Genomic DNA, 14354 nt, shown 5'->3' with positions numbered 1-14354 from the left:
GTGAGCGGTCCCCCGGGGGATCCCTGCGCCACCTTGCCCCATAAGCCAATTGTTAACCATGGCTTCACTGTCAAGTGCAAGGATACCGCGCATCCGCACCTTTTCACGCGCGACCAGGGGTCCACCCCAATGGCGTTTGCTTTCCTTGCAAGACGTGCCCCTGCCCCCGTGCAGGTGGTCGAGCCGAAACCGGTCGCCGCGCCCGAGCCGGCGGCAGCGCCGGACGATTCGGCCAAGGCCATTCTCGACCTCCTGGAGCTCGAGCTCGGCGGCATGATCCGCCAGCTTGAGCGCGCCGCCAATGCGGTCGCCAACGGCGCCGAGGCGACCGCGGGCACGCTGACCGACATCCGCCAGCGCGCCGACGCGCTGAGCGGGCGCAGCAGCGCCGCGCAGGGCACGGCCACGACCTTCGCCCAGGCCGCCGAGAAGGTGACCCAATCCGCCCATGGCATCCGCGCCCAGGTCCAGGACGCCGGCCAGCTCGCCGACCAGGCCAGCGCCGCCGCCCGCGAGGCGCGCGACAACGTCGACCGGCTGCGCGAATCCTCGGCCGCGATCGGCAATGTCGTCAATCTGATCTCGCAGATTGCCCGCCAGACCACTCTTCTTGCGCTCAACTCGACGATCGAGGCCGCCCGGGCCGGCGAGGCCGGCCGCGGCTTCGCGGTGGTCGCGACCGAGGTCAAGGCGCTGGCGGTGCAGACCCAGAACGCCACCGAGGAGATCACCCGCAAGATCGAGGCGCTGCAGAGGGACGCGGCCGGCTCCGCCGATGCGGTGCATCGCATTGCGCAGGCGATCGAGGCAATCCGGCCGGTCTTCACCAATGTCAACGGCGCGGTGGCCGAGCAGAACCAGACCACCGGCGAGATGTCGCAGAATGCCGCGCAGGCCTCGCAATTCATCTCCTCGGTCGTCGACAGCGCGGCCGATATCGGCAGCGCGACGAAACAGGCCGAGAGTTACGGCGAGCGCGTCACCAGCGCCGGCCGCGCGGTGACCATGTACGCCCAGAAGCTGAAGGCCCGCTGCGCCGTGCTGCTGCGCCAGGGCGACCGCACCGCGCGCAGCGGCAGCGAGCGCCTGCCCTGCCATCTCAAGCTTGAGATCAAGTCGGGCGGGCGCACGATCACCGCGCCGGTTTACGAGATCTCCAATGACGGCGTGCTGATCACCGGGCCCGAGGCGAGCCGACTGCCCGTGAACGAACGCTTCGACGCCGTGCTGGAGGATGTCGGCCCGTGCCGGCTTGTTATCACCGAGCAGGTCAAGGCCGGCGCGCAGGCGCGGTTTGATGCACCGGGCGCGGAGCTGCGCGAGAAGATCGAGGACAAGCTCTGGGCGCTGCACGAGGAGAACAACGAGTTCGTCGCCCGCGCCATGGAGGCCGGCACCGAGCTCAACCGCATCTTCGAGAGCGCCGTCGCCCGCGGCGAGATCGCGCTCGAGGACATGTTCGACACCAACTATGTCGAGATCACCGGCACCAATCCGCAGCAGCACCGCAGCCGCATCCTCGACTGGGCCGAGCGCGCGCTGCCCGCCTTTCAGGAGGCGTTCCTGGCCCGGGATCAGCGCATGGCGTTCTGCGTCGCGATCGATCGCAACGGCTATCTGCCGGTGCACAACAAAATCTACTCGCATCCGCAGCGGCCGGGCGATGTCGCCTTCAACACCGCCAACAGCCGCAACCGCCGCATCTTCAACGATCCCGCGGGCCTTGCCGCGGGCCGCAACCAGCGGCCCTATCTGATCCAGAGCTACGCGCGCGACATGGGCAACGGCAACACCGTCATGATGCGCGAGATCGATGTCCCCATTCGCATCCGCGGCCGGCATTGGGGCGGCTTCCGCACCGCCTACAAATTGTGAGATGAGGCGAAGCATCGGTCCCACGCCTCGCTCGCACTGCCTCAGGCGCCCCAGAACGACGGCTTGGTCTGTGACAGCCGGCCGCCGATGCGCACCGGCGCAATCCTCTCTGCCAGGCCCGTCCTGTCGTCGGTCTCGACCGCGACGCCGCTCAAGGTCGCCTCGCCCATCGCCGGCTCGAACCGCGCCGACGGGATGCCGGACTGGAAGCGGCGCAGCGGCTCGTCCTTCTGCATGCCGATGATGGAGTCATAGTCGCCGGTCATGCCGGCGTCGGTCATGTAGGCCGTGCCACCCGGCAGGATCTGGTGATCGGCCGTGGGCACGTGGGTGTGGGTGCCGACGACGAGGCTGACGCGGCCGTCGCAGAAATGGCCAAAGCCCTGCTTCTCGCTGGTGGCCTCGCAATGCACATCGACCACGATGGCATCGGCAGCCTCGCGCAGCGGACAGGCGCCGATCTCGCGCGCGATGGCCGCGAACGGATCGTCGAACGGCGTCATGAACACCCGTCCCAGGACATTGACCACCAGCGCGCGGGCGCCGGTCTTGGCCTCGACCAGCGCGGCGCCGCGTCCGGGCGTGCCGGGCGGATAGTTCGCAGGGCGCACCAGGCGCGGCGCGCGCTCGATGAACACCAGTGCCTCGCGCTGGTCCCAGGAATGGTTGCCGAGCGTGACGGCGTCGGCGCCGGCATCGACCAGCTCCTGATAGATCGCCTCGGTGATACCGAATCCGCCGGCCGCGTTCTCGCCATTGACGATGACGAGATCGAGCCGCCAGTCGCGGATCAGGCCAGGAAGATGGTCTGTGACGGCGCTGCGGCCGGCCCGGCCGACGACGTCGCCGACGAAGAGAATGCGCAACTCAAATGCTCCGGAAATCCAAGGTCTCGCGCTCGGTTAGCACATAATCCAGCGCGGCGTCGTGGGCCAAGGCCGGGACCTCCTCGGTTTCCTGCACGGCGAAGCCGAGGCCGACGCCGATCACGTGATGCGACTTCCGCAGGTGCGAAAAGGTGTAATCGTAATAGCCGCCGCCATAGCCGATGCGATGACCGGTGCGGTCGAACGCGGCGAGCGGCACCAGCATGATGTCCGGCACCAGCTCGGCCGCGACGGGCGACGGCTCGGGGATGCCGAGCGCGCCGAGCGTCAACCGGTCACCCGGCGCGTAGGCGCGAAACGACAGCGAATGGCCGCGCGCCAGCACCACCGGCAGCGCGAGCCGCGCCCCCTGCCCGGCCAGCGCGCGCATCAGCGGCATCGGATCGAGCTCGTTGCGAATCGGCGCGTAGCCGGAGACCACCGCGCCCGGCTTGAGCGCGAACGGCAGGCCGCGAGCGGCGATGGCCTCCGCGGCGGCGGACCTGGCCTCCTCGCTGAGCGCGTCACGCGCGGCGAGGGCGGCCGCGCGAAGCTGCTGCTTGGTATGCTGAGCGGCCTTCATCGGCATGCGAGGCGACCTCCGTTGGGACGCGCGGGCGCGGGCATTCGGACGTTGTCGTCAAACGCGGCAGGTCGGCAACCGGGGAGGACTGGACAAGAGATCAGAGCGAAGCCGCAATCGCCGTTGAAACGCTCGATCCCGGAGTTCCCTACGAAAGTAGGTGGGCACCATATGTCCAGGTCCACGGACCTGGCCAGGGACAGTTCCCTTAAGGATCGATAAGGCCCCGGGGATATGTTGGTTCCGGACGCGCGTCGCAGCCTCGCCGGGGCAATGTAACCATGGTGCGGTGATTTTGCCAGCTTCTGTGAAGCCACGGGACGGGATGGAGGGGCGCCAGCCGCCCTCACCGCTTGCCCGTGATGGCGAAGAGCGCCGGCCTTGCGGCGCGTCTCGAACCATGAGGCCACGACGTGGGCCTCGCCCTTCGAGACGCCCGCCTCCGGCGGGCTCCTCAGGGTGAGGGTCAAGAACGTGCGGGACGAAGGAGCATGAGACCGAATAACGCGGCTGTCCACGAACGCCTCTCTCGGCATGTTCATGATCGGTGTGCAGGACGCCGCTGGGTGCCAGACCCTCATGGTGAGGAGCGCCGTGCTCCGTAGCCCGCCTCGCGACAGGTGCCCGCGGCGGCGCGTCTCGAACCATGAGGCCCCGCTGGCGCGGGCACTGGACTGGGCGAAACCGTTCGACCTCATCATCTCCGCGTCCTCCGACGGGCACATCCCAATGACCGCTTCAGGCATGGGCTCGCACTCTCGCGGCGCTTTGCGTCCGAGTGGGTCATCGAGATCGCCCTCTTCCAACAGAGGGCGCAGGGAAGGCCGGGCGTCGGCTGACGCCCATGGCCCGCCTGCGAGAAAAAATGCAGGCGGCAGGTACCACAGGTGCAGCCGGACTCGCCCGGCCTCCCCTGCGCGATGGTTGAACGGCTGCTTCGCGATCTCCCTGGTGCGCCGGGCTTGTTGGCCACCATGTCGCACGACGCGCTCACGCGCATCATGCTGGACACCAGCATCGGGGTGTCAGGACCACGCGACTTGACCGGTCGTGCCTCGCCGTTCGTCCGCGCAAATCGCTTCACGCTGCGTCGACACACGCCCATCGCATCCCACTGCCAACGTCTCGTGACGGTCGCGACACGCCCCTCATGCGACAGCAGGACGAGCGAGAGCATCGACCTGATTTGCCCGACACGACAAGTGAGGCCGGCTGCGACATCGTAACGCGACGGGCAGTTGGCGCATGACCGACATGCGCAGATGGCCCGACGGGCCGTCGGGAGATGAGCTGCGTGCATTGATCGTCCATGACGGATTCCAACACTCCGCCGTCATCCCGGCGAACGCCGGATCACCGCGGAATCCATCCATAATGGCACGATGGCAGTCGTTGAGTGCAGCCAACTAATAGCGGTGGATATGGGTCCCTGCGCCCGCCTTGACGACAGCGTGTGCATGGCGAGGGCGGTGGCACACACGACATTCCCCAGCCCCGGGCAATCGCGCGTGATCACCCGCCAGCATCATCGCGGCGCCCACGCGGCAACGCCGCGTCGATTGCGCATAGTCTCGCCATGATTGGGGCTCATCGGTTGGCAGCGGAGGTTGTAGAAAATCTTAACTACATCCAATGCCTGTTATCGTGCATTCCTGTTGCGTACACTGGAGTCCTGGCATGCGCTTCGAACTCAAAGCTCTCACGGCGGCCTGCGTGCTGCTGATCGTATCGGCGGGTGCGAGCCCCGCTGCCGACGTCAAGATTCACCGCGTCGCGATTCAGGTCGATCAGAACGATCCCGCGGTGATGAATCTGGCGCTCAACAACGCCACCAACATCATGGAGACGTTCAAGGAGAAGGGCGAGGAGGTCGAGATCGAGCTCGTCACCTACGGACCCGGCCTGAACATGCTGCGCGAAGACACGTCGCCGGTGAAAGACCGGGTCAAGCAGATCGCCGAGCTCAGCTTTCCCGCCAAGATCAGGTTCTCCGCCTGCAACATCACCAAGCGCGGCATGGAGAAGCGCGAGGGGCATCCGATCGCGATCGTCTCTGAGGCGAGCCTGGTGCCGTCCGGCGCCGTGCGATTGATGGAGCTGCAGGAGAGCGGCTGGAGCTACCTGAAACCCTAGGTAGTTGTCGCCCCAAATCCGCCAGGTTTACGTCGCACAGATATACGACCTTAGATTGAAAATCTAAAGCCAGTCTGCTCGCGGGGGCAGACGCGATCGGGGACTAACATCATGCGTCGAACGTTCGCTGGCCCAGCGCTGATGGCGCTGGCAATGACCTCTGCTGTCCTGTTCACCGCCCAGACCGCCGCGCTCGCGCAGGATCAGCCTGCGGCGCCACTGTCGCTGAAACCCGCGCGCGCGCCGGACCGGCGTGCCGTCGAGCCGCGGATCATCGAGGCCCGCGCGGCCGAGCCGCGCAGCGCGTCGGACGAGGTCGCGATCAAGGCGCGGATGAATCAATGGACCGTGGGACTCGCCGCCGGCCTGCCGGACGGCGGCTTCGTCCGCTTCGCCAGCGAAATGGCGCGCACGATGGACGACGGCGACAACATGCGCCTGATTCCGATGGTGACGCGCGGGACGACGTCGAACATCGCCGACCTCCTGTATCTGCGCGGCGTCGATGTCGGCATCACCTATGCCGACGCCTTCGACTTCTATGCCAAGCAGGCCGGGCTCTCGAACATCAACGACCGCATCCGCTACGTGCTGCGCTTCTTCATCTCCGACGTGCACATCTATGCGCGCGAGGAGTTCAAGACGCTGCAGGATCTCAAGGGCCAGAAGATCGCGGTCGGCACCTCGGGGGTGGCCGCCGCGCACACCGGACCGCTGATCTTCCGGCGGCTCGGCATCGACATCGAGACCGTGCCCGTCGGCGGTCCGGTCGCGCTGGAAAAGCTGCACAAGGGCGAAATCGCCGCGATGGTGTATGTCGCCTCCAAGCCAGGCGAGCTGTTCAGCGGCAAGAAGTCCGATCCGGGATTCCACTTCGTGCCGGTGCCGTATACGCAGCAGTTCGCGGACTTCTACTATCCGACCAGCATCAAGGCGGAGACTTATCCCGGGCTGGTGGCGCCGGACACCGCGGTGGAGACCATCGCCGTCCCCTCGGTGCTGGCGGTGTACAATTGGAAGCCCGGCAGCGACCGCGCCGACCGCGTCAACCGCTTCGTCGACACGCTGTTCACCAACCTCGCGCGGCTGCAGCAGCCGCCGTTCCATCCCGGCTGGAAGGACCTCAATCTCGAGGCGCAGGTGCCGGGCTGGCAGCGCTATCCCTATGTCGACATCGTGCTGGAGCGGATGCGAAAGGAAGCCGATGTCGGCCTCACCCCGGCCGCGCCCGGCAGCCTCGCGCAGCAGGAGCGCTTCGAGGCGTTTCTGGCGTCGCAGGCGAAGGCGCCGACCTCCAAGGCCGAGAAGGAGGAGCTGTACCGCTCATTCCTGGAATGGAGCCGCAAGCGGCAGAAGTGAAGAGTAGACGGTGACAGCGGCTCGGGCAGTCAGCTCCCTCTCCCCGTTCTTCACGGGGAGAGGGAGCTGACCGGTCGTGCCGCGCTCTGCGTCGCCCTGCAAGAAAGAGTCACAGATAGTCGCCGTGCAGAAGCGAGGTGCGGCCGTGCTCGATCAGCTCAACAGCAACTCCATCCCCGGGTCACCCTTCGCCATCGCCCGCTGATAGGCCGGGCGGGCGGCGATCCGCGACAGGTAGGCGCGGATGTTGGGATAGGGTCCGAGATCGTAGGGCAGGAAGTAGCGCATGGTGGTGAGTGAGAACACCGACATGATGTCAGCGGCGGTGAGCGCGTCGCCCGCGAGATAGTCGGCCTCGCCGCAGCGGGTCTCGACGGCGGCGAAGGCGAGGCCGAGCCGTGCGCGCATGGCGCCGAGCAGCGGATTGTCGTCCGGCAGGTTGAGCCGGTTGAGGATCATCACGCGCCCCATCGCGGCCTGCAACGTGCCGTTGGCGAAGTGGAACCAATAGAGATACGCCGCGAAGTTCGCATCCTCGGGCCCCGGCCGCAGCCGGCCCTGGCCGTATTTCGCGAGGATGTACTCGACCACGGCGCCGGATTCGGCGAGCACGAGATCACCATCGGTGATGACCGGCGCGGCGCCGATCGGATGCAGCGCCTTGTACTCCGCCGGCGCCAGGATGGTCCTGGCGTCGCGCGTGTAGCATTTCAACTCGTAGGAAATCTCCAGCTCCTCGCAGAGCCAGACGATGCGTTCGGATTGGGACTTGCCGAGATGATGTACGGTGAGCATGCGCTACTTTACCATGGCGCCGTAGACGATGTCCTGCACCTGCTCGCGATAATATTTGCGCAGATCGCCGGGAGCGGCCGTGCCGACCACCACCACGAGCCGCTCCTTGGGATCGCAGAAGAACTGCGTGCCGAAGGCGCCATTCCAGCTGAACTCGCCGGGATTGCCGGGCACCGCCGACAGGCCTTCGCTGGTCCGCACGGCGACGCTCAGTCCAAAGCCGAAGCCGGCGCGATGCGGCTCGATGTTGGCCACCGTGTTCTTGATCTCGGGCCCGAGATGGTTCGAGGTCATGTGGTGTACCGTCTTCGGGCTGAGGATCCGCGCGCCATCGAGCTCGCCGCCATTGAGCAGCATCTGGCCGAAGCGGATGTAGTCGCCGATGGTGGCGAACGAGCAGGCGCCGCCGCAGTCCGACTTGGTCGTGACATCCAGAAGCCTGATCGCCTGCGGTTTGCCGGTCAGCGGATCGTTCGGGAACGGCCGCGCCAGACGCGGCCGCTGGGCGTCTGTCGGCGCGAACGTCGCGTCCTGCATGCCGAGCGGCTTCCAGACGTTGTTCGACAGATATTCGCCGAGCCGCTGCTCGCTGACCTTCTCGACGACGGCGCCGAGCACGTCGATCGAGAAGCCATATTCGAACTGCGTCCCCGGCTGATGCGCCAGCGGCAGTTTGGTCAGGCGCTCGATGAAGGCCTGGGTGTCGCCCTCGATCGCCGGCGCGATGCCGTCTGGATAGAGCCGCGCCACGGGGCTCGCGCTGTCGGGCCGGCCGCCATACATCAGGCCCGAGGTGTGGCGATAGAGATCGTGGATCAGGATCGGCCTCGCCTGCGGCACCATTTGCAGCGCGCCGTTCTCCTGCACCACGCCGACCTTCATGTCGGCGAACGCGGGATAGTAGTCGGCGAGCTTCGCCTGCAGCGGCAGCCTGCCCTGCTCCATCAGGGTGAGCCCCGCCACCGCCGCCATCGGCTTGGTCATCGACGCCAGCGCGAAGATCGCGTCCAGCGGCATCGGCGTGCCCTTGACCGGATCGAGCTGGCCATAGGCCTTGTAGTGCACCAGTCTGCCGTCACGGGCGATCGCGACGACCGCGCCGGGCACACGCTTGGCCGCGATCTCGCGGGCGAAGAAATCGTCCATGCGGGCAAGGCCGGATTGCGAAAAGCCGACCTCGTCCGGTTTGGCTTCGGGCAGCGGCGCGGCGGCGAGCGGCGTGGCGAGCGCGGTGACGGCCGCGGCGGCCGCCGCGAGGATCAGTCTGTTCAAGAGCACCTCCCTGAGGCGGACACGATCCCGCTTGTGGTCACGGGATTCGACGATGTCCGCCTGCCTAAGGAGTAGGGCAGCACGCAGCGAACGACAAGCGCTCGCAACACGACGCATCGCGCCGATGTGATCGCATTCGCTGCTGCACAATCGCCGTGTGGCAAGACCCATGATTGGGGGACGGGTGAGGCCCGCTGCTACGCGAGGTCACGCATGCTGAAGGCGATCGGACGGGTCGTTCACGCGATCTGGGCTGTGTGTGCGGTGGCCACCGGAGCATTCGTGGGCGTCGCCGTTGGCCTTCACTCCGGCGGCTGGATCGGCGCGGTGGTGCTGGGCCTTGTCGGCCTGGTCATCGGCGCGCTGGCCGCAGCATTTCCGTTGGAGCTGATCGCACTGATCCTGGAAGGTCTCTGATCACGTCCCCGGAACCGTTGCCCTTGCGAGAGGTTGGCCCATTCTCGTTCCGAATGAAGCGCAGCCGATGACCGCAGCCGAGCTCGCCAATCACTATCGCGCCTATATCGTCTGCCTGAATGCGCAGGCCTGGCCGGCGCTTGGCGATTTCGTGCATGAGCGCGTCATCCACAATGGCCGAGAGCTCGGACTGACCGGCTATCGCGACATGCTGATCGGCAACTTCGCCGACATTCCCGATCTCCGCTTCAACATCGGCCTGCTGCTGTCCGACCCGCCGCGCATCGCGAGCCGGCTGGACTTCGACTGCACGCCGAAGGGCGAATTCCTCGGCCTGCCCGTGAACGGCCGGCGCGTCGCCTTCAGCGAGAACGTGTTCTACGAATTCCGCGATGGCAGGATCGCGCAAGTGTGGTCGGTCATCGACAAGGCAGCGATCGAGGCGCAGCTCTGACTACGATCGTCATTGCGAGCGCTGCGAAGTAATCCAGAGTCCTTGCTCGGCCCTGGATTGCTTCGCTGCGCTCGCAATGACGGAGCAAGTCGACAGAGATCGCGCAAAACCAGAATTTATTAGTTCGCCTGCCCTACCCGATCGCCACCCCACCACCGATGGTGCGGTTCAGCACCTGCGTCGTACGCTCGATGCGCTCGGCCGCGGCGTTCAGGGCCTTCGCCACCGCGACCTGCGTGGCGCGGGCGCGGTCGGCGGACTGGCTGCGGACGTTGCGCAGGCTTTCGAGCTCCTGCTCCAATGTCTGCACGCGCTGATTGGCGTCGATCAGTTCGTCGCAGACGGTGAGCGCGGCCATCACCGTCAACCGCGCGTCGCCGATCTCGCCGAACTTGCCGCGCAGATTGGTGATGCGCGTCTCGAGACTCTCGGCGAGCTTGAGCAGCCGCAGCTCCTGGCCCTCCTCGCAGGCCATGCGGTATTGGCGGCCGTTGATGGTGACGTTGATGTGGCTCATTCGTCATCCTCGTCGTCTTCGGCGCCGTCCTGGCCGGCGCCATTGAGCACCGCGCGGATGGTGCCGATCGCGGTGTCGAGGCGCTCGGCGATCTCGCGGTTGGTGCGCTCCAGCCGGCGCGTCTTCATCAGGGAACCGTCGAGCTCGTCGGCGAGGCGCGAGCGGTCGGCGCCGAGTGCCTGGATCCGCGTCGCAAGCTCATCCTCGTCGCGATCGGCCTCGCGCCGCCGCTCGACCGCACTCTCCAGCGCGTCGAGCGCCGTCATGAGGCGCCGCGTCGCCGCCTCCAGATCGGCAGCGCCGGGTTCCACCTGGCCGGCAAGATTGGCAGGGTGATCGTTCATGACACGGATGCGAGGCCCTTCCACCACGCCCGGATTGCGACAAAAGCCGCTGTCCGGCAAGCGCTTAGGAGGAGAATCTTACGTGCTGGGCGAGCCAAGCGCAACGCTCGGCCGAAACTATGCACTACTAAGCAACTTTTGGGACGCCCGGGACGTTGCATTGCCTTTGATTCCCGGAACTGAGGTGCTAATCAGCCGCAAAATCCCGGCCCGCCAGCGATACCGGCGGCTCTCCTGTCATCAGCATTTCACGTTTGGACGGATTCCAGCATGACGCAGGTCGATCACTCCCGCATGGCCAATGCCATCCGCGCGCTCGCAATGGACGCCGTCGAAAAGGCGAAATCGGGTCATCCCGGCCTGCCGATGGGTGCCGCCGACGTCGCCACCGTGCTGTTCACCCGCGTGCTGAAATATGATGCGGCCGCGCCCGCCTGGCCGGACCGCGACCGCTTCGTGCTGTCGGCCGGCCACGGCTCCATGCTGCTCTACGCGCTGCTGTATCTGACCGGCAACGAGGAGATGACGCTCGACCAGATCAAGCGCTTCCGCCAGGTCGATTCGCTCACGCCGGGCCATCCGGAGAATTTCCGCACCAAGGGCATCGAGACCACCACCGGCCCGCTCGGCCAGGGCATTTCCACCGCGGTCGGCATGGCGCTGGCCGAGAAGATGCTGCAGGCGGAGTACGGCAAGAAGATCGTCGACCATCACACCTACGTGCTGGCCTCCGACGGCGACCTGATGGAGGGCATCTCCCAGGAAGCGATTGCGATGGCCGGGCACTGGAAGCTCAACAAGCTGATCGTGCTGTGGGACGACAACGGCATCTCGATCGACGGCCCGCTGTCGATCGCCGACTCCGTCGACCAGGTGAAGCGCTTCAAGGCGTGCGGCTGGGCCGCCGAGCTGATCGACGGCCATGACCCGGAGGCGATTGCCGCGGCGATCGCGCGGGCACAGAAGTCCTCGAAGCCGTCGCTGATCGCCTGCAAGACCACGATCGGCTACGGCGCGCCGACCAAGGCCGGCACCTCGAAGGTGCATGGCGAGGCGCTCGGCGCCGAGGAGCTGAAGGGCGCCAAGGAGAAGCTCGGCATTTCGCAGGAGCCGTTCTCCGTGCCCGACGACGTGCTCGCCGCCTGGCGCGAGGCCGGCCGCCGCGGCGCGGCTGCGCGGACCGAGTGGGAGACGCGGCTTGCCGACATGGGCCCGCGCAAGCGCGCCGAGTTCGAGCGCCGGCTGCGCCACGAGCGGCCCGCCGCGCTGGCAAAGGCGCTGAAGGACCACAAGAAGGCGCTGCTGGAAAATCCGCTCAACATCGCCACTCGCAAATCGTCGGAAGCGGCGATCGAAGTGATCGCGGCGGCGATGCCGTTCGAATTCGTGGCCGGCTCCGCCGACCTCACCGGCTCCAACAACAACAAGGCGAAATCGGCCACCTCGTTCTCGGCCAAGACGCCGAAGGGCCGCTTCATCCATTACGGCATCCGCGAACACGGCATGGCCGCGGCCATGAACGGCATCTTCCTGCATGGCGGCTTCGCGCCGAACGGCGCCACTTTCCTGGTGTTCTCGGACTACGCCCGCGGTGCGATGCGGCTGTCGGCGATGATGGGCGCGGGCGTCGTCTACGTGCTGACGCACGATTCGATCGGCCTGGGCGAGGACGGCCCGACGCACCAGCCGGTCGAGCATCTCGCGGCGCTGCGTGCGATCCCGAACATGCGCGTGTTCCGCCCGGCCGACGCGGTCGAGACCGCAGAATGCTGGGAGCTGGCGCTCAACCGCACCAACGGCCCCACGGTGCTGGCGCTGACGCGGCAGAACCTGCCGCAGCTGCGCACCAATGCCCCCGCCGACAATCCCTGCAGCCATGGCGGCTATGAGCTGGTCGCAGCCCAGGGCGAGGCCAAGGTGTCGCTGTTCGCGACCGGCTCCGAGGTCGAGATTGCGGTCGCCGCGCAGAAGCAGCTCGCCGAGCGCGGCATCCCCGCCCGCGTCGTGTCGGTGCCGTCGCTGGAGCTGCTGCTGGAGCAGCCGGCCGAGGCGAAGGCCAAGATCATCGGCAACGCGCCGGTCAAGATCGCGATCGAAGCCGCGGTGCGCTGGGGCTGGGACGCCGTGATCGGCCAGGACGGCATCTTCATCGGCATGCATTCATTCGGCGAGAGCGGTCCCGCCAAGGAGCTCTACAAGCATTTCGGCATCACCGCCGAGGCGGCCGTCGAGGCGGCGGTGCAACGGCTGGCGTAAAGCATCCCAGACATCGCGCGGCGGTTCACCACATCGAGAGCCCCGCGCGGCCAACTGATTCGCGACGGTTGAGCGGACGCAAAAAAAGGACTACGAAAGGCGCATATCGTCCGCTCCCGCCCGGCAGAACCGGGCGTCACCAGGTCCAAACCCTCGTAGAGCCCTTCGCCAGGGGCGGCTGCGGGGGACGAGAAACGTCATTGAAGGAGACGAACATGGCAGTCCGGGTCGGGATCAACGGGTTTGGCCGCATCGGCCGCAACGTTCTGCGCGCCATCGCGGAATCGGGTCGCAAGGACATCGTGGTGGTCGGCATCAACGATCTCGGCCCGGTCGAGACCAATGCCCACCTGCTGCGCTTCGACAGCGTGCACGGCCGTTTCCCCCACACCGTGACGGTCGACGGCGACAGCATCGATATCGGCAGCGGCAAGATCAAGGTCACCGCCGAGCGTGATCCGTCGAAGCTGCCGTGGAAGGACCTCGGCGTCGACATCGCGCTGGAATGCACCGGCATCTTCACCTCCAAGGACAAGGCTTCCGCGCATCTGACCGCCGGCGCCAAGCGCGTGCTGGTCTCGGCCCCGGCCGACGGCGCCGACGCCACCATCGTCTACGGCGTCAACCACACGACGCTGACGAAGGATCATCTCGTCGTCTCGAACGGCTCGTGCACCACCAACTGCCTGGCGCCGGTCGCCAAGGTGCTGAACGACACCGTCGGCATCGAGACCGGCTTCATGACCACGATCCACGCCTACACCGGCGACCAGCCGACGCTCGACACGATGCACAAGGATCTCTATCGCGGCCGCGCGGCGGCGATGTCGATGATCCCGACCTCGACCGGCGCCGCCAAGGCGATCGGCCTGGTGCTGCCGGAGCTCAAGGGCAAGCTCGACGGCGTCGCCATCCGCGTGCCGACGCCGAACGTCTCGGTGGTCGACCTCAAGATCGTCGCCAAGCGCAACACCGAGCCGAAGGAGATCAACGAGGCGATCAAGCGCGCCGCCGAGCAGGAGCTCAAGGGCGTGCTCGGCTACACCACCGCGCCGAACGTCTCGATCGACTTCAACCACGACCCGCACTCCTCGACGTTCCATATGGACCAGACCAAGGTCATGAACGGCAACCTCGTGCGCGTGATGTCCTGGTACGACAACGAGTGGGGCTTCTCGAACCGCATGGCCGACACGGCCGTCGCGATGGGCAAGCTGCTGTAACTGCATTCTCGATCGTCATTCCGGGATGGTCCGAAGGACCAGACCCGGAATCTCGAGATTCCGGGTTCGATGCTTCGCATCGCCCCGGAATGACGTTCCGAGGAAGCGACATGACCCTTCCAAATTGGCTCGGCATCCCCGGCGTACTGCTGCTGATCGGCTTGATCGCCTATGGCTTCCGCCAGGGCATGCGGGTGACGACCAAACCGGAAGGCAGTCCGCCGGAGAACACCGACGGATTTAATCACCGCTGATGAGTC

14 protein-coding genes and 1 other RNA gene are annotated in these 14354 nt (G+C 66.6%); 8 read left to right on the top strand and 7 right to left on the bottom strand.

Annotation, left to right across the window (positions count from 1 at the left end):
- Window positions 1-129 precede the first annotated feature (129 nt).
- Window positions 130-1875: a methyl-accepting chemotaxis protein gene (locus ACQR0Z_RS04405; protein ID WP_434917791.1), complete on the top strand. Its 1746-nt coding sequence runs from the start codon at window positions 130-132 to the stop codon at window positions 1873-1875.
- Between the two features lie 41 nt (window positions 1876-1916).
- Here the strand turns inward: ACQR0Z_RS04405 and ACQR0Z_RS04400 are convergent, their stop codons facing one another.
- From ACQR0Z_RS04400 to ssrS, 3 genes are all read right to left on the bottom strand, one after another.
- Entirely contained in the window at window positions 1917-2741 is an 825-nt protein-coding gene (locus ACQR0Z_RS04400) for a TIGR00282 family metallophosphoesterase (RefSeq protein WP_434879945.1), read from the bottom strand.
- A gap of 1 nt (window position 2742) precedes the next feature.
- Window positions 2743-3324 carry a 5-formyltetrahydrofolate cyclo-ligase gene (locus ACQR0Z_RS04395; RefSeq protein ID WP_434879961.1) on the bottom strand — a complete coding sequence of 194 codons (582 nt, stop codon included), beginning with the start codon at window positions 3322-3324 and terminating at the stop codon, window positions 2743-2745.
- A 104-nt stretch (window positions 3325-3428) separates the two neighbouring features.
- Window positions 3429-3590, bottom strand: a non-coding RNA gene (ssrS, locus tag ACQR0Z_RS04390) — 6S RNA.
- Between the two features lie 1411 nt (window positions 3591-5001).
- On the opposite strand from ssrS, the gene ACQR0Z_RS04385 reads away from it, so the two are divergent.
- Window positions 5002-5457 carry a DsrE family protein gene (locus tag ACQR0Z_RS04385; RefSeq protein WP_434917790.1) on the top strand — a complete coding sequence of 152 codons (456 nt, stop codon included), beginning with the start codon at window positions 5002-5004 and terminating at the stop codon, window positions 5455-5457.
- A gap of 111 nt (window positions 5458-5568) precedes the next feature.
- On the top strand, window positions 5569-6816 hold the full coding sequence (locus ACQR0Z_RS04380) for a TAXI family TRAP transporter solute-binding subunit (RefSeq protein WP_434917789.1): 1248 nt from the start codon (window positions 5569-5571) through the stop codon (window positions 6814-6816).
- 153 nt (window positions 6817-6969) lie between these two features.
- Here ACQR0Z_RS04380 and ACQR0Z_RS04375 read toward each other — a convergent pair whose 3' ends face one another.
- Window positions 6970-7611 carry a glutathione S-transferase family protein gene (locus ACQR0Z_RS04375; protein WP_434879947.1) on the bottom strand — a complete coding sequence of 214 codons (642 nt, stop codon included), beginning with the start codon at window positions 7609-7611 and terminating at the stop codon, window positions 6970-6972.
- Window positions 7612-7614: 3 nt separating this feature from the next.
- On the bottom strand, window positions 7615-8889 hold the full coding sequence (locus ACQR0Z_RS04370) for a serine hydrolase domain-containing protein (RefSeq protein WP_434917788.1): 1275 nt from the start codon (window positions 8887-8889) through the stop codon (window positions 7615-7617).
- Window positions 8890-9096: 207 nt separating this feature from the next.
- On the opposite strand from ACQR0Z_RS04370, the gene ACQR0Z_RS04365 reads away from it, so the two are divergent.
- Together ACQR0Z_RS04365 and ACQR0Z_RS04360 are read left to right on the top strand one after the other, a co-directional pair.
- Window positions 9097-9300: a hypothetical protein gene (locus ACQR0Z_RS04365; protein WP_434879949.1), complete on the top strand. Its 204-nt coding sequence runs from the start codon at window positions 9097-9099 to the stop codon at window positions 9298-9300.
- A 67-nt stretch (window positions 9301-9367) separates the two neighbouring features.
- Window positions 9368-9754 carry an ester cyclase gene (locus ACQR0Z_RS04360; protein ID WP_434917787.1) on the top strand — a complete coding sequence of 129 codons (387 nt, stop codon included), beginning with the start codon at window positions 9368-9370 and terminating at the stop codon, window positions 9752-9754.
- Between the two features lie 133 nt (window positions 9755-9887).
- Here the strand turns inward: ACQR0Z_RS04360 and ACQR0Z_RS04355 are convergent, their stop codons facing one another.
- Together ACQR0Z_RS04355 and ACQR0Z_RS04350 are read right to left on the bottom strand one after the other, a co-directional pair.
- The gene (locus ACQR0Z_RS04355; protein WP_434856226.1) at window positions 9888-10271 is read right to left on the bottom strand and encodes a cell division protein ZapA; all 384 of its coding nucleotides are present in this window, start codon (window positions 10269-10271) and stop codon (window positions 9888-9890) included.
- Complete coding sequence (locus ACQR0Z_RS04350; protein WP_009029343.1) at window positions 10268-10615, bottom strand: DUF4164 domain-containing protein; 348 nt, start codon at window positions 10613-10615, stop codon at window positions 10268-10270. Before ACQR0Z_RS04350 ends, ACQR0Z_RS04355 begins: the two co-directional genes overlap by 4 nt.
- A 270-nt stretch (window positions 10616-10885) precedes the next feature.
- Here ACQR0Z_RS04350 and tkt point away from each other — a divergent pair, with 270 nt between their 5' ends.
- The 3 genes from tkt to ACQR0Z_RS04335 all read left to right on the top strand — a co-directional run bounded on the left by tkt (window position 10886) and on the right by ACQR0Z_RS04335 (window position 14348).
- Window positions 10886-12871, top strand: coding sequence for a transketolase (gene tkt / locus ACQR0Z_RS04345; RefSeq protein ID WP_434917786.1), 1986 nt, complete (start codon window positions 10886-10888; stop codon window positions 12869-12871).
- A 215-nt stretch (window positions 12872-13086) separates the two neighbouring features.
- Window positions 13087-14094, top strand: a complete 1008-nt coding sequence (gap, locus tag ACQR0Z_RS04340) for a type I glyceraldehyde-3-phosphate dehydrogenase (RefSeq protein ID WP_434856228.1) — start codon at window positions 13087-13089, stop codon at window positions 14092-14094.
- 110 nt (window positions 14095-14204) lie between these two features.
- Entirely contained in the window at window positions 14205-14348 is a 144-nt protein-coding gene (locus ACQR0Z_RS04335; RefSeq protein WP_434917785.1) for a hypothetical protein, read from the top strand.
- The last annotated feature ends 6 nt before the right edge of the window (window positions 14349-14354 follow it).

This window comes from Bradyrhizobium sp. HKCCYLS3077, from assembly GCF_051167555.1.
Classification (GTDB): Bacteria; Pseudomonadota; Alphaproteobacteria; order Rhizobiales; family Xanthobacteraceae; genus Bradyrhizobium.
This window is presented reverse-complemented; position numbering and strand designations above follow the sequence as displayed.

Coding starts and splice junctions, on each gene's coding strand:
- ACQR0Z_RS04405 (WP_434917791.1), top strand. CDS start 130: ATGGCGTTTGCTTTCCTTGCAAGACGTGCCCCTGCCCCCGTGCAGGTG.
- ACQR0Z_RS04395 (WP_434879961.1), bottom strand. CDS start 3,324: ATGAAGGCCGCTCAGCATACCAAGCAGCAGCTTCGCGCGGCCGCCCTC.
- ACQR0Z_RS04385 (WP_434917790.1), top strand. CDS start 5,002: ATGCGCTTCGAACTCAAAGCTCTCACGGCGGCCTGCGTGCTGCTGATC.
- ACQR0Z_RS04380 (WP_434917789.1), top strand. CDS start 5,569: ATGCGTCGAACGTTCGCTGGCCCAGCGCTGATGGCGCTGGCAATGACC.
- ACQR0Z_RS04375 (WP_434879947.1), bottom strand. CDS start 7,611: ATGCTCACCGTACATCATCTCGGCAAGTCCCAATCCGAACGCATCGTC.
- ACQR0Z_RS04365 (WP_434879949.1), top strand. CDS start 9,097: ATGCTGAAGGCGATCGGACGGGTCGTTCACGCGATCTGGGCTGTGTGT.
- ACQR0Z_RS04360 (WP_434917787.1), top strand. CDS start 9,368: ATGACCGCAGCCGAGCTCGCCAATCACTATCGCGCCTATATCGTCTGC.
- ACQR0Z_RS04355 (WP_434856226.1), bottom strand. CDS start 10,271: ATGAGCCACATCAACGTCACCATCAACGGCCGCCAATACCGCATGGCC.
- ACQR0Z_RS04350 (WP_009029343.1), bottom strand. CDS start 10,615: ATGAACGATCACCCTGCCAATCTTGCCGGCCAGGTGGAACCCGGCGCT.
- tkt (WP_434917786.1), top strand. CDS start 10,886: ATGACGCAGGTCGATCACTCCCGCATGGCCAATGCCATCCGCGCGCTC.
- gap (WP_434856228.1), top strand. CDS start 13,087: ATGGCAGTCCGGGTCGGGATCAACGGGTTTGGCCGCATCGGCCGCAAC.
- ACQR0Z_RS04335 (WP_434917785.1), top strand. CDS start 14,205: ATGACCCTTCCAAATTGGCTCGGCATCCCCGGCGTACTGCTGCTGATC.